Raw genomic sequence first — 22,903 nt, forward strand, 5'->3', positions numbered from 1 at the left:
CATCAACGCTGGACGAATGATCATTCATCCACCATGCCGATGCTCCCATCATGACTATGTCCACAGGGACAACCTCACATCTCTACCTGAAATGGAAGAATCATGATGGAAGCAATGCAGACATTTGATGAAGATAAACTGAATGCCTTTGTAGGGCAGGTACTTGCCGATCTGGGTGGCGCCTACAGCGCTGCTTTGGTCAAGATTGGCGACCGGCTGGGCCTGTATCGTGAGTTAAACAACAGGGGGCCTGCAACCTCATTGGAACTTTCCGAGCGGACCGGCTATTCCGAACGTTACCTGCGGGAATGGCTGGCGCACCATGCAGCATCGAATTATCTCGCGTATGACAGAACGACCAAGCGGTTCCGGTTACCCCCGGAACAGGCCATGGTCTTCGCTGATGAGGACAGCCCGGTTTACATGATCGGCGGTTTTGAGAATGCGTTCACCACATTCGAGAATGAACCCAAAGTGAGCGAAGGGTTTCGTACCGGTGAGGGGGTCGCCTGGGGCGACCAGGCTCACTGTATGTTCTGTGCAGTAGCCAAGTTTTTCCGCCCGGGCTATGTCCATAATCTTGTGCAGCATTGGCTTCCTGCGCTGGATGGAATGGTCGAAAAACTGGAGCGCGGCGCGCGCGTTGCGGACCTCGGCTGCGGTCATGGCCATTCCACATTATTGATGGCGGCAGCGTTTCCGAATTCCACGTTTATTGGCTACGACTTTCACGGTGGATCTATCGATTCTGCGAATGCGCATCGTGATGAGCATGGTCTGGCCCCGGATCGAGTCCGGTTTGAGCAGGCCACGGCCACGGATTTCGACGGCGGTGATTTTGATCTCGTGACCTGCTTTGATGCATTGCATGATATGGGGGATCCGATCGGAACTGCGACCCATGTGCGGAATCAGCTCAAGCCGGATGGTACCTGGATGGTGGTGGAGCCCATGGCGGCTGATGAACTGAGCGACAACTTTAACCCGGTAGGACGGCTGTTTTACGCGGCTTCAACGAGTATCTGTGTACCCACGGCACTGGCACAGAGGACAGGCTTTGCGCTCGGGGCCCAGGCGGGAGAGCGAAAACTCACAGCCGTTATTAAAGAGGGTGGTTTCAGCAAGGTACGAAGGGCAGCGGAAACTCCCTTCAATATTGTTCTGGAGGTGCGTCCCTGAGCGTACGAGTCGGATAGATATCACCGCCTCTTTGCCCCAAGCCAGTGAACTTTGATGGGGCAAAGAGGCGCAGTTTTACTCCTTTGGTATTGGTGCCAAATGAGGGTCAGTCCCATCCGTTTTGAATAGTTCATAAACAACGCAAACGCGTTAAGTTAAAAGCGTAAAGGAATCGTATGTATTTACAGGTAAGGAGTTCAGAACAGCAACCTTAAGCTCCAGAAGGTGGCATGATGTTAGTTCAACAACGTCCATCATTTTTGGTAAAAGAGAATCAGCAATACGCCGGAACTGGCGGTTTGAGCGAAAACAACGCACATGCCCGTTTTGTTCCAGCCTTTAAAGACTCTTATACCGGCCAGGTAGAATTATCCCGATATCGCGACGGTCGACCTGCACCCTTCCATTTGGTTGATGGCTTGCCCGATGAATGGATAGTCAACAGAGACTTGGCGAGCAATGTTGTTGAACTCAAAGCCACGGTCATTTCCGGATTTGTTCGATTGGGGCGGTTCTTTACACGCCAGGAAGCCTCGGAGTTTGTGGATCAATGCCCCTAAAACTTCCTGGCCAGAATGGCCGCGGTGGCTGCTGGCAGGCCAAATACGAGGATGAAGATGGGGAGCTCATCCATGAAAGAGTAGCCGGCGTGATAAACGCCAACGCCCATATTGAGCGCGGCAAACACAAACCAGACCAACAAGTAGAAGGGCAGTGCCGCGCTGAACGTTCGACCCGCGGTCCTGGCAACTGCTACCGCGAGTGCCAGTAATACGAAACCACCGAGAATGACTAGAAAAGTGTGCAATTCGCGAGCTCTCCATCGCAACAAACGATTGCGGAGGCGGTGTCACTACCCCCTCTAAAGGCATACTTGTTAGTGTAGTCGCTTCGGGTTTGGGTGTTCCAGAAATGGGTGATAGACCTGCTTTCAGTCAGGAAACACAACGGTCCGGTTGCCATGCAGGAACACCCGCTTTTCAATGTGATAGCGTACAGCCTTGGCCAGGGTCTGGCTTTCGACGTCCTGACCTTTCGCCACCAGATCTTCCGGATAATGGCTGTGATCCACCGCCTGCACGCCCTGGGTAATGATGGGGCCTTCATCGAGGTTATCGTTCACGTAATGCGCCGTCGCACCCACCAGCTTGACGCCCTTGGCCCAGGCCTGGTGATAGGGTTTGGCACCCTTGAAGCCTGGCAGCAACGAATGGTGGATATTGATCGCCCAGCCGTCGAGCCGGGCGGCCATCTCCGGGGAGAGCACCTGCATGTAACGAGCCAGAACAACCAACTCGCACTGATGCTCGTTAATCAATTCCCATACCTTCGCTTCCTGCTCGGGTTTCGTTTCCGGGGTGACTGGCAGGTGGACATACGGAATACCGTGCCAGTCCGCCAACGATTGCAGGTCCGGGTGATTGGAAATGATCAGGGGAATATCGATCGCCAATTCCCCTGTACGGTATCGGTAAAGCAGGTCGTTCAGGCAATGGTCGTATTTCGAGACCATGATGGCGACACGGGTCTGGTGTTCCGGCTCCGTCAACTGCCACTGCATGTCGAACTTCGCTGCACGGGGTTCGAGAATCTCGCGGAATTGCCGCAGGGAGGTTTCGCCCCCCAGCGGCCGGAACTCCACGCGAATGCTGAAACTTCCCGTGGCCTTGTCGTCGAATGAGTTCAACGCCACGATGTAGTTCTCGCTTTCGACCAGACTGCGGGTGACGGCATCGACGGTACCCAGACGGCTCGGACATTGAGCCGTCAGGATCCAGAGTTTCTCTTTAACGCCCATTGGCTATACCTTCAGTTTTCCACCGGGCTCGCCTGGAGTCGACCGGCACGGTTTTTGGAGGCGCCTTGAGTGGGTTGCTCCAGACTCAGGCGGTATTCCTGGCTTGCGTCAACCAGCCAGCGCCAGATGTAGTCCGCGAAACTGCGGCGCACCACCAGTTCCCACTCGTCGTCGCCGACACGGCGAAGCGTTGCCTGGGATTTGCCCAGCACCGTGTTCACCACCTTGCCGACCGGGAAGTTACGGTCGTGCACGTCGTAGGGGCAGCTCTTCATCAGTACCGAGCGGGCCCTGGGGCCGGCCAACCGCACCAGCGTCTGGCCGCCGCCGACATTAATCACTGCATAGTGGCCGCCCAGTTGTTCGCGCAGTGACATTTCCATGGCCAACGCTTGATCGCCCGGCCCTGTCAGCAGCCACTCGTCCGGCGCGATCCAACTCAGGGCCCACTCGTTGTTATGGTTGCTCTGCAACACCTCAGGTAGCGCCAGTCCAGTTGCAGCCTCGACGCCGTTGGCGAAGTCGGCGTTATTGGCGTCTCCCCGTAACGCCAGGTGAGTCTTCAGGGCCGATTCCCACAGATAGACCCCCGGGTTCTCCGGTGCTGTCCTGGACGCGGTTTGTTGCTGGTGCGCCAGCGGACTGCGTGCTGGTACCCCGGTCTCTGGCAGCTGCTCCATGATGGCTATCTGGGTCGACTCAAGGACCGCCTTGTTGATTGCTTCAGACATTTTGACGCTCCCCCTTCGGATCCAAAAAGATAGTGCTACAGATTTCTGCTTCGACAACCCGGCCGTCGACTAATGGGTAGTGGACGGTTTCACCCATTCGCTTGTGGCCGTTCTTGATAACGCCCATGGCGATTGAGCGACCAAGATTGGCACTGTAATAGCTTGATGTGACGTGCCCCAACATCGGTACCGGTTTCGGATGGTTCGGGTTGTCCACGGCCTGGGCGCCCTCGGGCAAAACAATGCTCGGGTCTTTGGTTTTGAGTCCGACCAGTTGCTTGCGGTTATCCCGTACGCAGTCTTCCCGCTTCATGCCACGCTTGCCAATAAAGCTGAACGGCTTGTCCTCCTTCACCGCCCAGCTCATGCCGAGGTCGTAGGGGTGAACGGAACCGTCGGTGTCCTGACCGGCGATGATGAAGCCTTTCTCGGCACGCAGGATGTGCATGGTCTCGGTGCCGTAAGGCGTCAGGTCGTACTTGGCGCCGTGTTCGAAGAGCTTCTCCCAGACGTGCAGGCCGTAGTTTGCCTGTACGTTGATCTCGTAAGAGAGCTCACCGGTGAAGGAAATCCGGAACACCCGTGCCGGCACGCCAGCCACGGTACCCTGGCGCCAATCCATGAACTTGAAGTTGTCCCTGTCCAGGTCGATATCATCGGTCAGCTCGGACAACAGCTTGCGGGCGTTCGGCCCGGCAATGGTCATGGTGGCCCAGTGGTCGGTCACGGTGTTCATGTAGACCTCCAGTTCCGGCCACTCGGTCTGGTGATAGAACTCCAGCCACTCCAGCACACCGGCGGCGCCGCCAGTCGTGGTGGTCATCAGGAAGTGGTCCTCGGCCAGGCAGGAGGTAACCCCATCGTCGAAGACCATGCCGTCTTCTTTACACATCAGACCATAACGGCATTTTCCGACAGCCAATTTGGCCCAGGCGTTGGTGTAGATGCGGCCTATGAACTCGCGGGCATCCTTGCCCTGAATGTCGATCTTACCCAGCGTCGAGGCGTCGAGAATGCCCACGCTGTTGCGCGTTGCCAGGCATTCCCGGTCAAGCGCCTGCTGCATGGATTCGTTTGGTTTCGGGAAGTACCAGGGACGTTTCCACTGGCCAACCTCTTCGAACAGGGCGCCGTGCTCGACGTGCCATTCATGCATGGCGGAATATCGCTTGGGTTCGAACAGGTCGTTACAGTGGCGTCCGGCGATCGCGCCGAAGGTCACCGGCGTGTAGTTTGGCCGGAAGATGGTGGTACCCGTTTCCGGAATAGACTGGTTCAGGGACTTGGCGGCGACGGCCATGCCGTTGATGTTACCGAGCTTACCCTGGTCGGTGCCAAAGCCCATCGCCGTGTATCGCTTCACATGCTCGATGGATTCAAAACCTTCACGGGTGGCCAGCTCGATACCGGCGGCAGTCACATCGGTCTGGAAATCGACGAACTGCTTCGGTGCCCGACTGTTAGGCTTGTAGTGCGGTACACAGAACAGAGCCATGGGTCGGGTTTCAGGTCGGCATCTAACCGATGGCGCAGCCGCCGGCTCCGCATTGAAGCCGGCATTGGTGGCAGCTTCGGCACCAATGCGCGCTCCGTCGGCCAGGCAATCGGCAAGGGAAAAGCAACCGGTCACGGCACCGGCCGTGAGTTGCTTCTGAACGGTTTTGCCAGGCACGAATCCGATGACATCGTCATCCCAGACTGGGCGGCTGCCGGTATGGCAGGACAGATGAACCGCCGGGCTCCAGCCGCCAGAGCTGGCCAGGGTGTCGCAGTTCAGCACTTCGCCTTTGCCAGTGAGTTGGGTGCCGTCAGTATTCAAGCCGGCGACCACCGCGCCTGTCACACGCATTTTACCCTGAGCGTCAATGACGGCGTGGCCTTTCAGTAACTTGATGCCACGTCGGTTGGCCTCGTCCTGCCAGGCGCCGTCGGCATAGGCACGGGTGTCGACAATGGCGACGACTTCCCGCCCGGCGTCCTGCCAGTCGAAGGCCGCACGATAGGCGTTGTCGTTGGTGGTCATCAGTACCAGCCGGCGGCCGGGTGCCACGGCGTAGCGGTTGATGTAGGTGGACACCGCCGAGGCCAGCATGCAGCCGGGCAGGTCATTGTTGCCGTATACCAACGGTCGCTCATGGGCACCGGTGGCCAGTATCACCCACTTGGCACGCACCCGGTGCAGGCGTTGGCGAGACTGATTTGCCGGGGCGCGGTCGCCCAGGTGATCGGTACGACGCTCGTGAATGGTCAGGAAGTTGTGGTCGTGGTAGCCGTTGACGGTGGCGCGGGGTAACAACAGGACGTTGTCATATCCCGACAGTTCCTTCAGCGCATCCCGCACCCAGTTGCTGGCTGGTTTGCCGTTCAGGGTCTCTCTGCTGTCGAGCAACGCCCCCCCCATCTCGGCCTGTTCGTCGGCGAGGATCACTCGTGCTCCGGAGCGGGCAGCGGACAGGGCTGCCGACAGCCCGGCGGGCCCCGCCCCGACGATCAGCACATCGGTATGCTGATTCAGGTGGTCGTATGTGTCGACGTCCGGATCACGCGGCGAGCGGCCCAGGCCGGCAGCTTTGCGAATGTACTTCTCATAGGTTTCCCAGGCAGCCTGGGGGAACATGAACGTCTTGTAGTAGAAGCCGGGGGGCAGCATGCGGCCGAGGATGGAGCCGAAAACGCCCAGGAAATCGAACTGCAGGTTTGGCCAGCCACTGGTGGGTTGGCTGACCAGCCCATTAAACAGTTCCTGCTGTGTGGCTCGGACGTTCGGTACCTGGGTGGCTTCGGTGGCTCCGAGCTGGAATACCGCATTTGGTTCCTCGGCGCCGGCGGCGACGATGCCGCGGGGGCGACTGTACTTGAAGCTGCGGCCGATCACATCGACCCCATTGGCGAGCAACGCCGAGGCCAATGTGTCACCGGAAAAGCCCTTGTAGCGGCGGCCGTTGAATTCAAAGGTCAGGTGCTTGCTGCGGTCGATTCGGCCGCCATTATCGAGACGGTTGGGTTGTGTCATGTCGTCGCCTCTCAGGACTTCTGCGTGTCGGTGAAATGGGTAACGCGCGGTGCGTCTCCCATCCGGTAGGTTTCCAGAATTTCGTAGCTCTGGGTGTCGCGCGTGGCGTTGAAAAACTTGCGACAGCCGATGGCATGAACCCAGATCTCGTGGTGCAAGCCGCGCGGGTTGTCTCGAAAGTAGAGGTAATCTCCCCATTCCTCATCACTGCAGGCGTCCGGGTCGGTCGGGCGCGACAGATGGGCCTGTCCCTTGGGGTGGAACTCTTCTTCTTCTCGATGTTCGCCACAATAGGGGCAATAAATGTAAAACATGGAATGGTCCTCCGTCAGTGAGCCACGCCAGCGGCGCCGTGTTCGTCGATTAAGGCCCCGTTGTGGAACCGGAACATGGAGAACGGCTTGGCCAGTTCGTTGGCCTCGCCCTTCGCCAGGGTGGCAGCGAAAACGTGACCGGAACCGGGGGTGGCTTTAAAGCCACCGGTGCCCCATCCACAGTTGAAGAAGAGATTTTCAACCGGGGTATCGGAGATGATCGGGCAGGCATCCGGGCAGGTATCGACGATGCCACCCCACTGTCGGTTCATCCGCACCCGGCTGAACATCGGGAACATTTCGACGATGGCTTGCAGAGTGTGCTCAATGGTCGAGTAGGAGCCCCGCTGGCCGTAGCCGTTATAGCCATCAATGCCGGCTCCGATTACCAGATCACCTTTGTCAGACTGGGAGATATAGCCATGGACCTGGTTGGACATGACCACGGTATCCAGGATTGGTCGGATCGGTTCGGATACCAGCGCCTGCAGCGGGTGGGATTCGATCGGCAGATGGAACCCGGCCATCTTGGCCAGTACACCGGAGTTACCGGCTACAACACAGCCGATACGATCGCCGTAGATGGCACCGTGCTGTTTGGTATTCACACCAATGGCAGCACCGTCTTCGGTGACGATGTCGTTCACTTCGCACTGCTGGATCAGGTCCACGCCCATGGCATCGGCAGCGCGGGCATAGCCCCAGGCCACCGCGTCATGGCGGGCCACACCGGCACGGGGTTGCCAGGAAGCGCCGAGAATCGGATAGCGGGCGCTGGAGGAGCAATTCAGTATCGGCACAATCTCCTGCACGCCCTGGGTGTCCAGAGCTTCACTGTCGATGCCGTTCAGGCGGTTGGCGTTTACCCGGCGCTGGATGTCGCGCATGTCCTGCAGGGTGTGGCCGAGGTTCAGCACGCCTCGCTGCGAGAACATGACGTTGTAGTTCAGGTCCTGGGACATGCCTTCCCAGAGCTTCATGGCATGTTCGTACAGCAGTGCTGCTTCGTCCCACAGATAGTTGGAGCGCACGATGGTGGTGTTTCGCGCCGTATTGCCACCGCCCAGATAACCCTTTTCGACGACTGCTACGTTGGTGATGTTGTGGACCTTGGCCAGATAGTAGGCCGTCGCAAGACCATGGCCACCGCCGCCAACGATGATGACATCGTATTTCTTTTTCGGTTTGGGATTGCGCCACACCCGCTGCCAGTTTTCATGGTGGGTCAGGGAGTGTTTCAGCAGTCCGAATCCGGAATATTTCTGCATTGTTAGGTCCTCTTCGGTGGCAACCGTCTCTCTGGGAAAGCTGCTGGTGTCGCCGTCGGAATCAGCGCTCGTTTTCAGGGCATGTCCCGCCGGTTAAAGCGGGACGGATTGAAAAGATGTTATGCGTACCACTGCCACATCATCTGCTCGCTCACGACATTCGGGTGAATATTTGCGACAGTGGACAGGACTGGCGGGAAAGTGATCAGCATTCGATAACGTTGACCGCCAGGCCACCACGGGATGTCTCCTTGTACTTGTCAAGCATGTCCCGCCCGGTATCCCGCATGGTCCGGATCACCTTGTCCAGCGATACGAAGTGTTCGCCGTCGCCCCTTAGCGCCATCACAGCAGCGTTGATCGCCTTGACGGCCCCGACCGCATTACGCTCAATACAGGGCACCTGGACGAGCCCACCGATAGGGTCGCAGGTGAGTCCTAGGTGGTGTTCCATGCCAATTTCCGCCGCGTTCTCGACCTGTTCCGGCGTACCGCCCGTCACAGCGGCGAGGCCCGCCGCTGCCATTGCACAGGCGGAGCCGACTTCTCCCTGGCAGCCCACTTCCGCACCGGAAATCGAGGCGTTCTCCTTGAACAGGATGCCGATGGCCGCAGCCGTCAACAGGAAGCGGATGACACCGCTCTCGCTGGCATTGGGGCACCAGTTCCAGTAGTAATGCAGCACCGCCGGTATGATGCCGGCAGCGCCGTTGGTGGGAGCGGTCACCATGCGGCCACCGGCTGCGTTCTCTTCGTTTACCGCCAGTGCATAGAGATTGACCCAGTCCATGGCGCTGAGCGAGGGTGTGATCAGGTCCATACGATCGACTTCCATCAACGATGCGTAGAGCTTCGCCGCTCGCCGTTTAACCTTCAGCCCACCGGGCAGGGTGCCTTCGTTGGTGATGCCGTTCTGTACGCACTCCTGCATCACTTGCCAGATATCCAGGATTCCTTGCCGAATCTCCACTTCGTTACGCCAGACTTTTTCGTTGGCCATCATCAGTTCAGAGATGCTCAGCCCGTGTTCCTTACACTGGCGGATCAGGTCGGCACCGCTCTTGAACGGATAGGGCAGGGGCGACTTGTCTTCCACTATCCGGTCCGCACCGGCAGCTGTTTCATCAACCACGAAGCCGCCGCCTACCGAATAGTAGGTGCGCTGGTACACCACCTCGCCTTTCTCTTCGAAGGCGGTAAACATCATGCCGTTCGGATGAAAAGGCAGGGTTTCCTTACGGTGATAGGTGAGATCGGTTGCCTCATTGAAGGCAATGGGATGCTCCCTGAGCAAACGTAACTCTCCCTGGCTGCGGATTTCCTCCATTCGAGGGGACAGAATGGTGGGGTCGACAGTGTCCGGGCTGTGGCCCTCGAGCCCGAGCAGCACCGCCGGGCCTGTACCATGACCTTTGCCAGTCGCACCCAGTGAACCGTACAGCTGAATATCGACGCGGGCGACATTAGTGAGCCCACCGGCTTTCTTCAGGCCCCGGACAAAGCGGCGCGCAGCCTGCATCGGACCCACGGTGTGGGAACTCGATGGGCCGATGCCGATTTTCAACATATCAAAAAGACTGATGGCCACAGGTATCTCTCTCCTCAACCGTAAGCCGGGAAATCCCGACACAACTGGTGGACCTTCTCACGGACTTCTCCGACAACGGGAGTGGCATCGCCATCCAACATGGCGTCGAGAACATCGGCAATCCACCCGGCCAATTCGCGAGACTCAGGCTCCTTCAGTCCACGAGTGGTAATAACCGGTGATCCGATGCGCAGCCCGGAAGTGACAAACGGCGATTGCGGGTCGTTGGGTACGGCGTTTTTGTTCACGGTGATGTGCGCGTCACCCAACGCCGCATCGGCTTCCTTACCGGTCAGGCCCTGCTTGACCAGACTGAGGAGAAACAGGTGGTTCTCGGTGCCGCCCGATACCACTTCATAACCTCGCTCGATCAATACCTCGGCCATGGCCTGGGCATTGCGGACAACCTGTTGTTGGTAGGTCTGGAACTCGGGTTCGGCGGCTTCCTTGAACGCCACTGCCTTGGCGGCGATGACGTGCATCAACGGTCCTCCCTGCCCAGCCGGGAAGACTGCGGAGTTGAATTTCTTGTCCAGTTCCGGCTGGCCCTTTGTCAGGATCAGGCCGCCGCGGGGGCCACGCAGGGTTTTGTGGGTAGTGGTGGTAACCACGTGGGCGTGAGGCAGTGGGTTGGGGTAAACACCGGCGGCGACCAGGCCGGCAACATGCGCCATGTCTACCATCAGATAAGCGCCGACCGCATCGGCGATCTCACGAAAACGCGCCCAATCGACAGTACGGGAATAGGCCGAGAAGCCAGCGACAATCATGCCTGGCTTGTGTTCCTTCGCCAGTGCTTCCACCTGGTTGTAGTCGATCTCACCGGTGGCCTCGTCAAGGCCGTACTGCACGGCATTGTAGAGTTTGCCGGAGAAGCTGACATGGGCGCCATGGGTCAGGTGGCCGCCGTGGGCCAGGCTCATGCCGAGGACGGTGTCGCCGGGGTTCAGCAGCGCCATGTAGACGGCGGCGTTAGCCTGGGAACCGGAGTGGGGCTGGACATTGGCATAGTCGGCGCCAAACAGGGCCTTGGCACGGTCGATGGCCAGTTGCTCCACTTTATCAACGTATTCGCAACCGCCGTAGTAGCGTTTGGCAGGGTAACCTTCGGCGTATTTGTTGGTCAGGCAAGACCCCTGGGCTTCCATCACCACGGGACTGGTGTAGTTCTCGGAAGCGATCAGCTCCAGATGGTCTTCCTGTCGCGCCGCCTCGTCCTGCATGGCCGCCCAGAGAGTGTCGTCGTATGAAGAAAGCGTTTTTGTTTTGCTGAACATGGCTTAGATTCCCGATAGTGAAAACGGACCTGATGGATCAGGTATGGGGTATGGGGAGAGATAGTAGGCCCGATGGCGGATGTTGATCTGCTCGGGCACGACATGGGATCGAGAATTTGCGACAGATGCCTATTACACGCCAAGACATCTGATTGGAGACACTATTGCCGGACGTGCCTTGCCTCGGATGGCGTTATTCCGTAGTAGTCCTTGAAACAGTTGCTGAAATGACTACTACTGACAAAGCCGCTTGCCAGGGAAATGTTCAGGATGCTCCGATTTGTTTGCATCAGCAGGCGTCGGGCATGGACCAGTCTGAGTTCCAGGTAGTAGCGCGAAGGAGACGTGTCCAGGTGGTTTTGGAACAGTCGCTCCACCTGTCGTCGGGAAATATTGGCACATTCCGCCAGTTCCACTAGGGAGAGCGGTTCTTCGATGTTGGCCCGCATTAGCGCCAGCAGGGTTTGCAGTGCTTCTGGAAAGGTAGGATCGTCACCCATGTTCAGTGGCATTGGGCCCACCTGCTCGGCGACCTGATCGCAGCTCAAGATCTCGCGAACCGCCCGAACGATATGTGGATTGTGCAGCAGTTCGCCAATCAACTTCAGCATCATCTCCAGCGTACTGACTGGGCCGGCGCAGGTGGCGTGGTGGCCCTCAATCTCGTAAGCATTAGTGGAAACCTTCACGTTCGGGAAGTTTTCGCGGACATAGGCATGGTTGTCCGGATGTAGGGCACAGGCATGATGCTCCATCAGACCTGCCTGAATCAGCGCCACGCCCCCGTTCCATAATCCGCCCAGGCGAATGCCTTTTTGATCGGCTGCCCTCAAGGTGTTGAGCAGGTAAGGTTCGGGGGCCAGTTGGCTACGGTAGCCGCCGCAGACAATCAACATGTCGACGTGCCCGGGATTGGCCATCAAGGAATCCAAAGTAGTCCCGGTGGACACCTCTATTCCAAGATCGCTGAGCACGGTCCGGCTTCCGGTCCCGATGGTGAAGTGTACGAATACCGGCTCTGGTGTGATCAGGTTTGTCGTAACCAGCGTATCAACGGCGGCGGTAAAGGTGACCATGGAAAAATGCTCGCGCAGGATAAAACCGATGCGCAACGGTGTCTCTACACGAGGCTCCCCCGGCAAAGTACCGGGGTCTTTGGTCTGCGTTGATTTGGTCGTCATGGGGCTAATCCAAAACACTTTGCCCGAATATAAGCTTCCACAGGCGCTTGGCGATTCACTGGTACTGTCTCAGGAACCGGTTCGCGTGAATGTCTCGAATGGACTGTAGCACGCCACGCAATTCCAGTTTGGCGATGGCGAGGTTGATTCGGTCCACCAGCTCCTGGGAACCCGCGGCTTGCTTGGGTACCAGGATGTGCATTTCCTGTCGTGAGAATACGAAGCTGAGCCGTCGCACGGCCTCCGGGTTGTCAAAGACCGTCTCGATGGCTTCCTTGGCTGAGAAAATATCCACGGGTATGACATCGACGGCACCGGCCTTTAATAGTTTGAAACAGTGCTTGAGGGTCGCGGGTTGTTCCAGCGTGGTACCGGGTTGCTTCAGCAAGTCATTCAGGTCGTGGGTAAAGTAGCCTTGGGGGCGGCAGAAACGATGCCCGGCCAGTCCCTCCCGTTCCGATGTCCGTACATGGCCGGCGGTTAAGACGAACGGCACGATGTAATTGGACATCAGGGGGTCCGTATAGAGGAAGCGCTGGGCTCGTTTTTCGTTCAAGTACCAGGGAAACGTTGCCTGATAGCGTCCTTCTTCGGTATCGGAGAGCAGTGCATCCCAGGTGGGCTGGAACACGACTTCATGCTTCAGCCCGGCCTCCGGCATGATGCGGTCCACGATTTCAACGATCATGCCGCGGCTCCTCCAGTCTTCCCCGGTAAAGGGAACAAAATTTCCCGAGGTCACAAGTCGAAAGGGGTCCGCGAATGCGGTGCTGCTCAGGGTAAATAGCAGGAAATACCAGGCAAGGAACTTCTTCACAGTCGGTACCCATAGTCATTCGTGGCTGGCAAACGTTCCTCCAGAGGCAGTCCGTTACCGTCCAGGAAAAACCTGTCGCCGGGATAAAAAAAGGACGGGGTATTCACTTGGGTCCGTAAAGCTGAACCCCGTCAAGTATGGACATGGCTTGGGTTTTCAATGGTACAAACAAAACCTGATGACTCAGGCGCAGATCAATTTGAAGCCATACTAGGCCCGATGGAGGAAGTTGATCTGCTTGGGCACGACATCGGAGGAATGATTTGCGACAGGGAGTGCGGGGAGAGGGGCAGGGGCGTCCTCGTTTCAGTGTTGTCCGTGTCCTGTGCAAGAAAGAATCTGTCGTATACAGGCATGTGCCCAGCGGCCGGGTGTTTAAAGTGGGGAGGCACTTCCACCACAACAGCCTGATGAAGGAAGACACAATGACAAGCAATGCATCCAACCGCGGGGTGGTGTACCAGGGCCCCGGCCAGGTCGCCATCGAATCCATCGCTTTTCCCAAACTTGCCCTTGGTAACCGACGTTGTGACCACGGCGTGATTCTGAAAGTACTGACCACCAACATCTGTGGCTCCGACCAGCACATGGTGCGCGGCCGCACTACTGCACCCTCGGGCCTGGTGCTTGGCCATGAAATTACCGGCCAGATTATCGAATGCGGCCGGGACGTTGAGTTCCTTGAAGTGGGCGACATTGTTTCCGTACCCTTCAACATTGCCTGTGGTCGCTGCCGTAACTGTAAGGAAGGCAAGACCGGCATCTGCCTGAACGTGAACCCCGCCCGTCCCGGCGCCGCCTACGGATACGTGGACATGGGCGGCTGGGTCGGCGGCCAGACCGAGTACGTCATGGTGCCGTACGCCGACTTTAATCTGCTCAAGTTTCCCGACCCGAACCATGCCATGGAAAAGATCAAGGACCTCACGCTGTTGTCCGACATCTTCCCCACAGGGTTCCACGGCTGCGTCACCGCCGGCGTCGGCCCCGGTTCTACCGTCTACATCGCCGGTGCGGGTCCCGTCGGCCTGGCTGCGGCTGTCAGTGCCCAGCTGCTCGGCGCCGCCTGCGTCATCGTCGGTGACATGATCGAAGAACGTCTCGACCAGGCCCGCAGTTTTGGCTGTGAGGCCATCGACCTGAAGCAGGATGCTGAACTGCCTGAAATGCTCGAGCAAATCCTCGGCGAGCCGGAAGTTGACTGCTTCGTCGACTGTGTCGGCTTCGAAGCTCATGCCTGCGGCCACCATCACCATCACGAGCAGCCGGCCACGGTACTGAACTCCGCGATGCAGGTTACCCGGGCCGGTGGCGAGATCGGCATTCCAGGTCTTTATGTTACAGAAGACCCTGGCGCTGCCGAAGAATCCGCTAAACAGGGTGCGCTGAGCATGCGTTTTGGACTCGGTTGGGCCAAGTCCCACTCGTTCCACACCGGCCAATGCCCGGTCATGAAGTACCACCGCCAGCTCATGCAGGCCATCCTGTTTGAGCGCGTTGATATCGCCAGCGCGGTGAACGTGCAGATGATCAGCCTCGATGAGGCTCCCAAGGGTTACGCCGACTTTGACGGCGGAGCGGCCAAGAAGTTTGTGATCGATCCGCATGCTTCCGTGGCTGCCTGAGATTGACCTTCCATTGACCTAACGAAGAGGGGGCCGTGTGAACGGCCCCCTCTTTTATGTCAGTCTGACTATGGCACCCGACCCAGGACCTATAAACTGTCGTGGGTCAGGTTTTTAAGAATCGTTTCACCATACCACTCCAGGAAGTTAATCACGCCAAACTCGTAAGTCTCCGAGTAGGGGCCGGGTTGATAGGCCAGAGAATTGATACCCTTCTGGTTTTGCTCCGCCAGTTCCCTGTCCTGTTTGTTGGTCTGGTCCCATACATAACGCATTCGCTCTACGTCGTAGTCTTCGCCTTCCACCGCATCCTTGTGTACCAGCCACTTGGTCGTTACCAGCGTCTTCTGCGCGGAAATCGGCTGCACCTGAAACACGATAACATGATCGCTTTGCATGTGATTCCAGGAATTCGGCAGGTGGAGAATCCGCATAGAACCGAGGCTCTGGTTTTGAATGCGTCCCAGGTTTTTCCTGCAGGCCGGTTTCCCGTCCATGGTCATCACCGCCGTGCCTTCCTTTAACGGCATCCGCACGATCCGGTTTTGCAACCCGAACTCCACATGCTTGTGAGGGATGCCTTCACGGTCCCATTCCGCAGCCTGGCGCTCGTAGTGCTCCTTGAATTCCGGTGTGGCTCGGGGATCCGTGGTGTCGTCCCATTCGAGCAATGTACGGAGCAATTCCGGATGGGAGCCCGAGCAGTGATAACACTCCCGATTATTTTCAACCACCAGTTTCCAGTTTGCGTTCTCCTCGAGAGTCGACTCTGCCGCCACCTTGGAGTTTTCCATGTCGTACGGTTCCATATAGGCATCCAGGGCGGCCAGGTAGGCATCGATCTCGGGCGGCTCATCCTCTGCAAGGCAGACATAGATAAAGCCGCCGGCCGTTCTGCAATGCGCCGGCTTCAGGCCGAAGTCGCTCTTATCGAAACCATCGCCCATTTCGGTCCCGGCAAAAATCAGATTGCCTTTCAGGTCATAGGTCCATTGATGATATGGGCAAGTCAGGTTTGCCACCTTGCCTTTCTTCCCGGTACACACCCGTGAGCCCCGGTGACGGCACACATTATGGAATGCACGCACTTCACCATCACGGTCACGCACTACCAGCACCGGGTTTTGACCGACCTCCACCGTTATGTAGGCACCCGGTGTTGGCACTTCGCACGTCATGCCGACAAACAACCATTCCTTCATGAATACTTCTTCCATATCCACCCGAAAGAGGAAAGGGTCGTTATACAGCGCCCGGGGCAGGGAAAGATTCCGGGACCGTTCAGTCAGCGTCCGGCTCATATCCCGTCGGGCTTCCCCCATGTGGTTGTATTGCAAATTGAGTAGGTCGTATTCGGTCATCGGAGCATTTCCTGTTAAAAGGGTGTACCTCAGCATGTGGCGTTACCCGCAAATAATATGGATGCGGGTTTCCGGTAACACATTTTCGCAGGGGCCAGATGCGCCGGTTATCCATTAACGACATTCGTGGCTTTTAATTCGACTTGGCGGGAAGGGGAGACGAATACAGGCTCAGCGGCTGGAGAAGTTGATCAAGACTTTGTCGTAAATGGGTAACTCGTGGCTTTGGATTTTCACGAGAATGGATTGTCACAGTTCCACCGGTGCTGAATCACCCACGATGGAGATCAAGATAATGACCAGCGTTACCGAAGTCACCGAACCCTCGTCCCATTTCAATCCTCTCAACACCCGGGTTTGGGCTAACGGCCGTCACCTGGTTCGATGTGTTCGCGTTATCCAGGAAACCTGGGACGTCAAAACGTTCTGCTTCAACGCCGAACAGTCCGTCATGTTCTTTTTTAAGCCCGGCCAGTTCGTTACCCTCGAACTGGAAATCGATGGTGAACAGGTGATGCGCTCCTACACCATCTCAAGTTCGCCCTCCGTCCCTTACAGTTTCTCGATCACCGTCAAACGCGTACCCGGTGGCCATGTTTCCAACTGGTTGCACGACAACCTCAGAGAGCATGACGAACTTGCCGTGCACGGCCCGGTCGGCAACTTCAATTGCATGGACTACCCTTCCGAGAAGGTCCTGCTGCTCTCCGGCGGTGTAGGTATTACGCCCCTGATGTCCATGGCACGCTGGTACTTTGACACCAATGCGGATGTCGACATGGCCTTCATCCACAGCGCCCGTGCGCCCAAGGACATTATTTTCCAGCGTGAGCTCGAACACATGTGCTCGCGCGTTCCGAATTTTAACCTTAGTGTTATTTGTGAGCGGACCGAAATCGGCCACGCCTGGAATGGCTACCGGGGCTACCTGGACCATACCAAACTCGAAATGATTGCACCGGATTACCAGAGCCGTCGCATTTTCTGCTGCGGGCCGACTCCTTACATGCGTGCCATCAAGAACCTTCTCATCGAGAATGGCTTCGATATGTCGAGGTACCACGAGGAATCCTTCGGCGCCACTCCGGCCGACGTCACCGAGGATGTGCTGGAGCAGGCGGAAATAGCCGTCAAAAAGGCGGAGGACATCACGGACGCTGATACCTTTACCGTCGATTTCACCACCTCCGGCATGAGCGTCCAGATCCTGCCCGGTGAAACCGTCCACTCCGCCGCCAGTCGTCTTGGGCTCAATATTCCCAAGGCCTGTGGGGTCGGCATTTGTGGTACTTGCAAGGTGCTGAAGACCGGTGGCGAGGTTGATATCCAGCACAATGGCGGCATAACCGAGGAAGACCTGACGGAGGGCTACATTCTCTCCTGCTGCAGTACCCCGTTGTCCGATCTCAGCATAGACGGCTGATTTGGGCGGCGTTTCACTGAGTTTCCCTGATCAGGCGCTCTGGCTCCCGGTTACCTGCGGGCCAGGGCGCCCATGTCGCAATTGAGCTCAAAATAATACGCAATGCGACGTTTTTGGACTGTTCCCCGTTCAGCGCGGGGCATACTATAAGCACCTGACATTAATCAATTATGACGGGAAGGGAAGGCGTTGGCTTTTCCCAATAAAAACAAAATCCTGACAGTGGTCGCTCGACCCGGACGTAATTCGGGACCCGCTGATCAACTGGACTTGCAATACATAAGAGAGGGGTAAGTCCATGAAAGAGAACGTTGTTTCTGAGGATCATCTAATTGAAACGCAGCCCTATCGGGTTGGTTTTCTATTGATTGATAACTTCACTCTGGCTGCCCTGGCGTCAACCATAGAGCCATTGCGTATGGCCAACCAGCTCACCAGTTCCGAACTTTACACCTGGCAACTATTATCCCGTGATGGCGAGACGGTTAAGGCGAGTGACGGCCTGAGAATTTCGCCAGACGGGTCGATTTCCGACAAGAAGGTGTTCGATATTGTCATCGTCGTGGGCGGTGTTGACATCACCCGGAGCTATACGTCCAAGGAAGTGGCCTGGCTACAGCAACAGGCTCAGAGAAAGGTCCTGCTCGGTGCCGTATGTACCGGGGCCTACGTACTGGCCAGCGGAGGCCTGCTTGACGGCTACCATTGCAGCGCTCATTGGGAATGCCTGGCGTCCCTCCAGGAGCGGTTTCCGCGGGTGCATTGCACCAATCAACTCTACACTCTGGATCGGGATCGCATGACCTGCACCGGAGGCCATGTGCCAATGGACATGATGCTCAGCATGATCGCCCGCCAGCACGGCAAGGCATTAACCAATGCGATTTGCGACATGTTCGTCTGCGACCGTGTCCGCCCGGACAACGAATTGCAGCGCACCCCTTTGCGCCGTCTGCTGACCACAGCCCAGCCCAAACTGGCTGAGGTCACTGAGTTGATGGAAGCCAACCTGGAGGAACCTATTGAGCTGGAGGAGCTTGCCAGCTATGTTGGCATTTCCCGTCGTCAACTGGAACGGCTCTTCCTGAAGCACTTGAACTGCACGCCCTCGCGCTACTATTTAAAGCTCCGGCTGGACCGGGCCCGTCAGCTGCTGAAACAGACTACTTGTTCCATCATCGAAGTCGCCTCCATGTGTGGGTTTGTATCTGCCCCCCATTTCAGCCGCTGTTATCGCAAGTACATCGGTATCTCTCCCAAGGAAGAGCGAGCCGAAGTATGGTCACTAAAGCAATCGGACCCGCCAAACTCCGGTGAAGTTGCTGCCATGCCCACCTCCTCTTATATTGCCCTGCAGTTGGCTCAGTCAGAGCCGTCCTGTGGTGCGATTCACTTCATGTCAGCTTCTGCACAGCTTGTTCAAAAGCTTGCCGCCTCGGGATGAATCGGGAATGCGGATAGAGTAAGGGGCTTCGGCCCCTTTTTTCGTTATGGCCCCGGCCCGGTGCTGCGCTTCCTCATCCTCGGTGACCTGCCGATTTTGGTGTTTCCGCTGTCGCTTCCAGTGAACTCGGCCGAACGCCCCATGGATACACTCCCTCTATGCTCAACCAATCAACTGTCGGGGTGTTACATGAACGAAACCGAATTGCACCAGGACTCCATCGTTATCGATGGCCTCATCATCGCCAAGTGGGGCCGTGAACTCTTCGAGGACATGCGCAAGGGCGGATTGACCGCCGCCAACTGCACCGTTTCCGTCTGGGAGGACTTCCAGGACACGGTGGACAACATCGTTATGGTCAACGAGCTGATCGAAGACAACAGCGACCTGGTGATGAAAGTCAAAACCACCGCCGACATCCGCAAGGCCAAGGAGTTGGGCAAAACCGGTATCATCATGGGCTTTCAGAACGCCCACGCCTTCGAAGACCAGCTCGGTTACATCCAGATCTTCAAGGACCTGGGCGTCGGCGTCGTCCAGATGTGCTACAACACCCAGAACCTCATCGGCACCGGCTGCTACGAGCGGGACGGAGGCCTGTCCGGCTTCGGCCGTGAAGTCGTCGCCGAAATGAACCGCGTTGGCATCATGTGCGACCTGTCCCACGTCGGCAGCAAGACCTCCGAGGAAGTCATCCTCGAATCCAGGATGCCGGTCTGCTACTCCCACTGTTTGCCCTCCGGCCTGAAAGAGCACCCGCGCAACAAATCCGACGAGGAACTCAAATTCATCGCCGACCATGGTGGTTTTGTTGGAGTGACCATGTTTACACCCTTCCTCAAGAAGGGCGTTGACGCCACTATCGACGACTACGTCGAAGCCATCGCCTACATCGTCGATATCGTCGGCGAAGACCAGGTGGGCATCGGCACCGACTTCACCCAGGGGCAGGACAAGGCTTTCTTCGACATGCTCACCCACGACAAGGGCTACGCCCGCGAACTCACCCGCTTCGGTAAGATCGTCAACCCCGAAGGTATTCGCACCGTCGGCGAGTTCCCGAACCTGACCGGAGCCCTCCTGCGCAACGGCTTCTCCGAAGAACTCACCCGCAAGATCATGGGTGAGAACTGGCTGCGCGTCCTTGGCGAGGTATGGGGAGAATGACCATGACCACACACGCCCCCGAAATGCCCATTGAAGTGGACAGCGAAACTGGCATTTGGACCACCGACGCATTGCCCATGCTGTATGTGCCGCGGCACTTTTTCATCAACAACCATCAGGCCATCGAAGCAGAGATCGGTCCAGAACGATATGCCGACATTCTCTACAAGGCCGGTTACAAATCCGCCTGGCATTGGTGTGAAAAAGAAGCGGCCCTGCACGGCCTCACAGGTCGTGAGGTGTTCGATCACTACATGAAACGGCTCTCCCAGCGTGGCTGGGGCCTGTTCACGGTTGAGCATCTCGACATCGCCAGTGGTCAGGCGCAAGTCCGGCTCGACCACTCCGCCTTTGTCTATCACTACGGCAAAGCCGGACGCAAGATCGACTACATGTTCACCGGCTGGTTCGCCGGCGCCATGGACCAGATTGCCACCGATCTCGGATACGACGTGCGCACCCAGGCGGTGCAAACCCAAAGCGCCGCGGAGGAGGGCGTCGATTACGGCCTCTTCGAAGTGACACCGATATCGGCCTTAAACACAGCCAACTAAAACAGAAAATTCAGTACCGGAGGTAAACAGGGCTTTGCCTGATTGATCGCGCAAAGCCTGAGTAACCTGAGTACAGAATAAAGAGAGAGCCACCATGTCCCAATTCGAAGCACTCTTTCGACCTTTACAGATCAATCAGTTGACCATCCGCAACCGGGTCGTCAGCACTGCCCACGCCGAGGTGTACGCCACCGAGGGTGGAATGACCACCGACCGCTACGTTAAATATTACGAAGAGAAGGCCAAGGGTGGCTGCGGTCTTTGTATCTGCGGCGGCTCCAGCGTTGTCTCCATCGACAGCCCGCAAAGCTGGTGGAGCTCGGTCAACCTGTCCACTGACCGCATCATCCCCCATTTCCAGAACCTCGCGGACGCCGTCCACAAACACGGCGGCAAGATCATGATCCAGATCTCCCACATGGGGCGTCGCTCCCGCTGGGACGGCGAAAACTGGCCCAACCTGATGTCGCCCTCCGGCGTCCGTGAACCCGTGCACCGTGCTACCTGCAAGACCATTGAGGAAGAGGAAATCCGGCGCATCATCGGCGACTTTGCCCAGGCCGCCCGCCGCGCCAAAGAAGGTGGCCTCGACGGCGTCGAACTGTCCGCCGTGCACCAGCACATGATTGACCAGTTCTGGTCGCCTCGCGTCAACAAGCGCACCGACCAATGGGGCGGAACCTTCGAAAACCGCATGCGCTTCGGGATGGAAGTGTTGAAGGCCGTGCGCGAGGAAGTCGGTCGTGACTTTGCTGTCGGCATTCGCATTTGCGGTGACGAATTCCACCCGGACGGTCTGAACCACGACGACATGAAGCAGATCGCCAAGTATTACAACGACACCGGTCTGCTGGACTTCTTTGGTGTGGTCGGTTCCGGCTGTGACACCCACAACACCCTGGCCAACGTTATTCCCAACATGTCCTACCCGCCGGAGCCGTTCCTGCACCTGGCCGCCGGCATCAAGGAAGTGGTCGACGTGCCTGTGATCCACGCCCAGAACATCAAAGACCCGAACCAGGCCGAACGCATCCTGGAGGCAGGCTACGTCGACTTCGTCGGCATGACCCGCGCTCACATCGCTGATCCGCACATCATTGCCAAGATCAAGATGAACCAGGTTGACCAGATCCGCCAGTGCGTCGGTGCCAACTACTGCATCGATCGCCAGTACCAGGGCCTCGACGTGCTCTGCATCCAGAATGCCGCCACTTCCCGCGAGCATCTGGGCATGCCACACATTATCGAGAAGACCGAGGGCCCGATCCGCAAGGTACTGGTTATCGGCGGTGGCCCTGGAGGCATGGAAGCGGCACGGGTTTCGGCTGAACGTGGCCATCAGGTCACGCTGATCGAAAAAGCCGGCGAGCTTGGAGGCCAGATCACCCTGGCGTCCAAGGCGCCGCAACGGGACCAGATCGCCGGCATTACCCGCTGGTACGCCCTGGAACTGGATCGCCTCGGCGTCGACCTGCGCTTCAATACCGAAGCTGATGCCTCTGTCGTACGGGATATCCAGCCGGACGTCTGCATCCTTGCTACCGGTGGTGTGCCGTTCATGGAACAGATCCCGGAATGGGGTTTCGAGGACGGCCTGGTGGTGTCCTCCTGGGACATCCTCAGCGGCAGGGTTGAACCGGGTGAGAACGTCCTGGTCTACGACACGATTTGCGAATTCTCCGGTATGTCCGTGGCGGACTATCTGGCCTCCAAGGGGGCACAGGTCGAACTGGTCACCGACGACATCAAGCCCGGTGTCGGTATCGGCGGCACCACCTTCCCAACGTACTACCGCAGCTTGTATGAGCGGGAAGTGATCATGAGTTCCGACATGATGCTGGAAAAAGTCTACGCCGAGGGCGATAAGAAAGTCGCGGTGCTGGAAAACGAGTACACCGGGCAGAAAGAGGAGAGGGTGGTCGATCAGGTTGTGATCGAGAACGGTACCCGACCGAACGAAGCCCTGTATTACGAGCTAAAGGAAGGCTCGATTAACAAGGGACAGATTGATGTGGATACCCTGTTTGCCTGTAACGCCCAGCCGGTGTTGAAGGAGGCCGATAAGGGAATGATTTTGTGGCGATTGGGGGATTGCGTGTCCCAGCGGAACACGCATGCGGCGATCTATGACGCACTGCGTTTGTGCAAGGATCTGTAACCCAA

General features: G+C 57.6%; 19 protein-coding genes. 8 read left to right on the plus strand and 11 right to left on the minus strand.

The genetic code is table 11. The annotated features are described in order from the left end of the window. Nucleotides 1-105: 105 nt before the first annotated feature. Nucleotides 106-1,179: a class I SAM-dependent methyltransferase gene (locus tag MARLIPOL_RS07270; RefSeq protein ID WP_012137402.1), complete on the plus strand. Its 1,074-nt coding sequence runs from the start codon at nt 106-108 to the stop codon at nt 1,177-1,179. A gap of 230 nt (nt 1,180-1,409) precedes the next feature. Then, nucleotides 1,410-1,739, plus strand: coding sequence for a hypothetical protein (locus tag MARLIPOL_RS07275; protein ID WP_222102458.1), 330 nt, complete (start codon nt 1,410-1,412; stop codon nt 1,737-1,739). Here the strand turns inward: MARLIPOL_RS07275 and MARLIPOL_RS07280 are convergent. From MARLIPOL_RS07280 to MARLIPOL_RS07325, 10 genes are all read right to left on the minus strand, one after another. Then, entirely contained in the window at nt 1,736-1,987 is a 252-nt protein-coding gene (locus MARLIPOL_RS07280; protein ID WP_012137404.1) for a hypothetical protein, read from the minus strand. The two genes, MARLIPOL_RS07275 and MARLIPOL_RS07280, sit on opposite strands and share 4 nt — an antisense overlap. 123 nt (nt 1,988-2,110) lie before the next feature. Further along, on the minus strand, nt 2,111-2,977 hold the full coding sequence (gene purU, locus MARLIPOL_RS07285) for a formyltetrahydrofolate deformylase (protein ID WP_012137405.1): 867 nt from the start codon (nt 2,975-2,977) through the stop codon (nt 2,111-2,113). An 11-nt stretch (nt 2,978-2,988) separates the two neighbouring features. Further along, nucleotides 2,989-3,708, minus strand: a complete 720-nt coding sequence (locus MARLIPOL_RS07290) for a sarcosine oxidase subunit gamma (RefSeq protein WP_012137406.1) — start codon at nt 3,706-3,708, stop codon at nt 2,989-2,991. After that, nucleotides 3,701-6,721 (minus strand): sarcosine oxidase subunit alpha, encoded by a 3,021-nt coding sequence (locus tag MARLIPOL_RS07295; RefSeq protein WP_012137407.1) that lies wholly within the window; start codon nt 6,719-6,721, stop codon nt 3,701-3,703. The genes MARLIPOL_RS07290 and MARLIPOL_RS07295 overlap by 8 nt, the downstream gene beginning before the upstream one ends. A gap of 11 nt (nt 6,722-6,732) precedes the next feature. Further along, entirely contained in the window at nt 6,733-7,035 is a 303-nt protein-coding gene (locus MARLIPOL_RS07300; protein ID WP_012137408.1) for a sarcosine oxidase subunit delta, read from the minus strand. A 14-nt stretch (nt 7,036-7,049) separates the two neighbouring features. Further along, nucleotides 7,050-8,303: a sarcosine oxidase subunit beta family protein gene (locus tag MARLIPOL_RS07305; protein WP_012137409.1), complete on the minus strand. Its 1,254-nt coding sequence runs from the start codon at nt 8,301-8,303 to the stop codon at nt 7,050-7,052. Nucleotides 8,304-8,508: 205 nt separating this feature from the next. After that, entirely contained in the window at nt 8,509-9,891 is a 1,383-nt protein-coding gene (locus MARLIPOL_RS07310; RefSeq protein WP_012137410.1) for an L-serine ammonia-lyase, read from the minus strand. Nucleotides 9,892-9,905: 14 nt separating this feature from the next. Further along, a complete protein-coding gene (gene glyA, locus MARLIPOL_RS07315) occupies nt 9,906-11,168 on the minus strand; it encodes a serine hydroxymethyltransferase (RefSeq protein WP_012137411.1) in 1,263 nt (420 codons plus the stop codon). 161 nt (nt 11,169-11,329) lie between these two features. Continuing rightward, nucleotides 11,330-12,349 (minus strand): GlxA family transcriptional regulator, encoded by a 1,020-nt coding sequence (locus tag MARLIPOL_RS07320; protein ID WP_012137412.1) that lies wholly within the window; start codon nt 12,347-12,349, stop codon nt 11,330-11,332. Nucleotides 12,350-12,404: 55 nt separating this feature from the next. Next, nucleotides 12,405-13,166 (minus strand): substrate-binding periplasmic protein, encoded by a 762-nt coding sequence (locus MARLIPOL_RS07325; RefSeq protein ID WP_082446085.1) that lies wholly within the window; start codon nt 13,164-13,166, stop codon nt 12,405-12,407. Between the two features lie 425 nt (nt 13,167-13,591). Here MARLIPOL_RS07325 and fdhA point away from each other — a divergent pair, with 425 nt between their 5' ends. After that, nucleotides 13,592-14,791, plus strand: coding sequence for a formaldehyde dehydrogenase, glutathione-independent (gene fdhA / locus MARLIPOL_RS07330; RefSeq protein WP_012137414.1), 1,200 nt, complete (start codon nt 13,592-13,594; stop codon nt 14,789-14,791). Nucleotides 14,792-14,880: 89 nt separating this feature from the next. Here the strand turns inward: fdhA and MARLIPOL_RS07335 are convergent, their stop codons facing one another. Then, a complete protein-coding gene (locus MARLIPOL_RS07335; protein ID WP_222102460.1) occupies nt 14,881-16,113 on the minus strand; it encodes an aromatic ring-hydroxylating oxygenase subunit alpha in 1,233 nt (410 codons plus the stop codon). A gap of 334 nt (nt 16,114-16,447) precedes the next feature. On the opposite strand from MARLIPOL_RS07335, the gene MARLIPOL_RS07340 reads away from it, so the two are divergent. The 5 genes from MARLIPOL_RS07340 (at nt 16,448) to dgcA (ending at nt 22,898) form a co-directional block, all read left to right on the plus strand. Continuing rightward, nucleotides 16,448-17,575 carry a hybrid-cluster NAD(P)-dependent oxidoreductase gene (locus MARLIPOL_RS07340; protein ID WP_012137416.1) on the plus strand — a complete coding sequence of 376 codons (1,128 nt, stop codon included), beginning with the start codon at nt 16,448-16,450 and terminating at the stop codon, nt 17,573-17,575. Between the two features lie 298 nt (nt 17,576-17,873). Beyond that, complete coding sequence (gene gbdR, locus MARLIPOL_RS07345; RefSeq protein ID WP_012137417.1) at nt 17,874-19,019, plus strand: choline metabolism transcriptional regulator GbdR; 1,146 nt, start codon at nt 17,874-17,876, stop codon at nt 19,017-19,019. Nucleotides 19,020-19,208: 189 nt separating this feature from the next. After that, complete coding sequence (locus tag MARLIPOL_RS07350) at nt 19,209-20,186, plus strand: dipeptidase (RefSeq protein WP_012137418.1); 978 nt, start codon at nt 19,209-19,211, stop codon at nt 20,184-20,186. Between the two features lie 2 nt (nt 20,187-20,188). Next, a complete protein-coding gene (locus tag MARLIPOL_RS07355) occupies nt 20,189-20,740 on the plus strand; it encodes a 4-vinyl reductase (protein ID WP_036190944.1) in 552 nt (183 codons plus the stop codon). A gap of 94 nt (nt 20,741-20,834) precedes the next feature. Then, a complete protein-coding gene (dgcA, locus tag MARLIPOL_RS07360; protein ID WP_012137420.1) occupies nt 20,835-22,898 on the plus strand; it encodes a dimethylglycine demethylation protein DgcA in 2,064 nt (687 codons plus the stop codon). Nucleotides 22,899-22,903: the final 5 nt, after the last annotated feature.

Origin of the sequence: Marinobacter lipolyticus SM19, from assembly GCF_000397065.2 — a bacterium.
Taxonomy (GTDB): Bacteria; Pseudomonadota; Gammaproteobacteria; order Pseudomonadales; family Oleiphilaceae; genus Marinobacter; species Marinobacter lipolyticus.

What these genes read in the sequence shown, in the direction of transcription:
- glyA (WP_012137411.1), bottom strand. Translation starts at nt 11,168, where the DNA reads ATGTTCAGCAAAACAAAAACGCTTTCTTCATACGACGACACTCTCTGG.
- fdhA (WP_012137414.1), top strand. Translation starts at nt 13,592, where the DNA reads ATGACAAGCAATGCATCCAACCGCGGGGTGGTGTACCAGGGCCCCGGC.
- MARLIPOL_RS07300 (WP_012137408.1), bottom strand. Translation starts at nt 7,035, where the DNA reads ATGTTTTACATTTATTGCCCCTATTGTGGCGAACATCGAGAAGAAGAA.
- MARLIPOL_RS07305 (WP_012137409.1), bottom strand. Translation starts at nt 8,303, where the DNA reads ATGCAGAAATATTCCGGATTCGGACTGCTGAAACACTCCCTGACCCAC.
- gbdR (WP_012137417.1), top strand. Translation starts at nt 17,874, where the DNA reads ATGAAAGAGAACGTTGTTTCTGAGGATCATCTAATTGAAACGCAGCCC.
- MARLIPOL_RS07290 (WP_012137406.1), bottom strand. Translation starts at nt 3,708, where the DNA reads ATGTCTGAAGCAATCAACAAGGCGGTCCTTGAGTCGACCCAGATAGCC.
- MARLIPOL_RS07340 (WP_012137416.1), top strand. Translation starts at nt 16,448, where the DNA reads ATGACCAGCGTTACCGAAGTCACCGAACCCTCGTCCCATTTCAATCCT.
- purU (WP_012137405.1), bottom strand. Translation starts at nt 2,977, where the DNA reads ATGGGCGTTAAAGAGAAACTCTGGATCCTGACGGCTCAATGTCCGAGC.
- MARLIPOL_RS07335 (WP_222102460.1), bottom strand. Translation starts at nt 16,113, where the DNA reads ATGGGGGAAGCCCGACGGGATATGAGCCGGACGCTGACTGAACGGTCC.
- MARLIPOL_RS07320 (WP_012137412.1), bottom strand. Translation starts at nt 12,349, where the DNA reads ATGACGACCAAATCAACGCAGACCAAAGACCCCGGTACTTTGCCGGGG.
- MARLIPOL_RS07275 (WP_222102458.1), top strand. Translation starts at nt 1,410, where the DNA reads ATGATGTTAGTTCAACAACGTCCATCATTTTTGGTAAAAGAGAATCAG.
- MARLIPOL_RS07355 (WP_036190944.1), top strand. Translation starts at nt 20,189, where the DNA reads ATGACCACACACGCCCCCGAAATGCCCATTGAAGTGGACAGCGAAACT.
- MARLIPOL_RS07350 (WP_012137418.1), top strand. Translation starts at nt 19,209, where the DNA reads ATGAACGAAACCGAATTGCACCAGGACTCCATCGTTATCGATGGCCTC.
- dgcA (WP_012137420.1), top strand. Translation starts at nt 20,835, where the DNA reads ATGTCCCAATTCGAAGCACTCTTTCGACCTTTACAGATCAATCAGTTG.
- MARLIPOL_RS07295 (WP_012137407.1), bottom strand. Translation starts at nt 6,721, where the DNA reads ATGACACAACCCAACCGTCTCGATAATGGCGGCCGAATCGACCGCAGC.
- MARLIPOL_RS07270 (WP_012137402.1), top strand. Translation starts at nt 106, where the DNA reads ATGGAAGCAATGCAGACATTTGATGAAGATAAACTGAATGCCTTTGTA.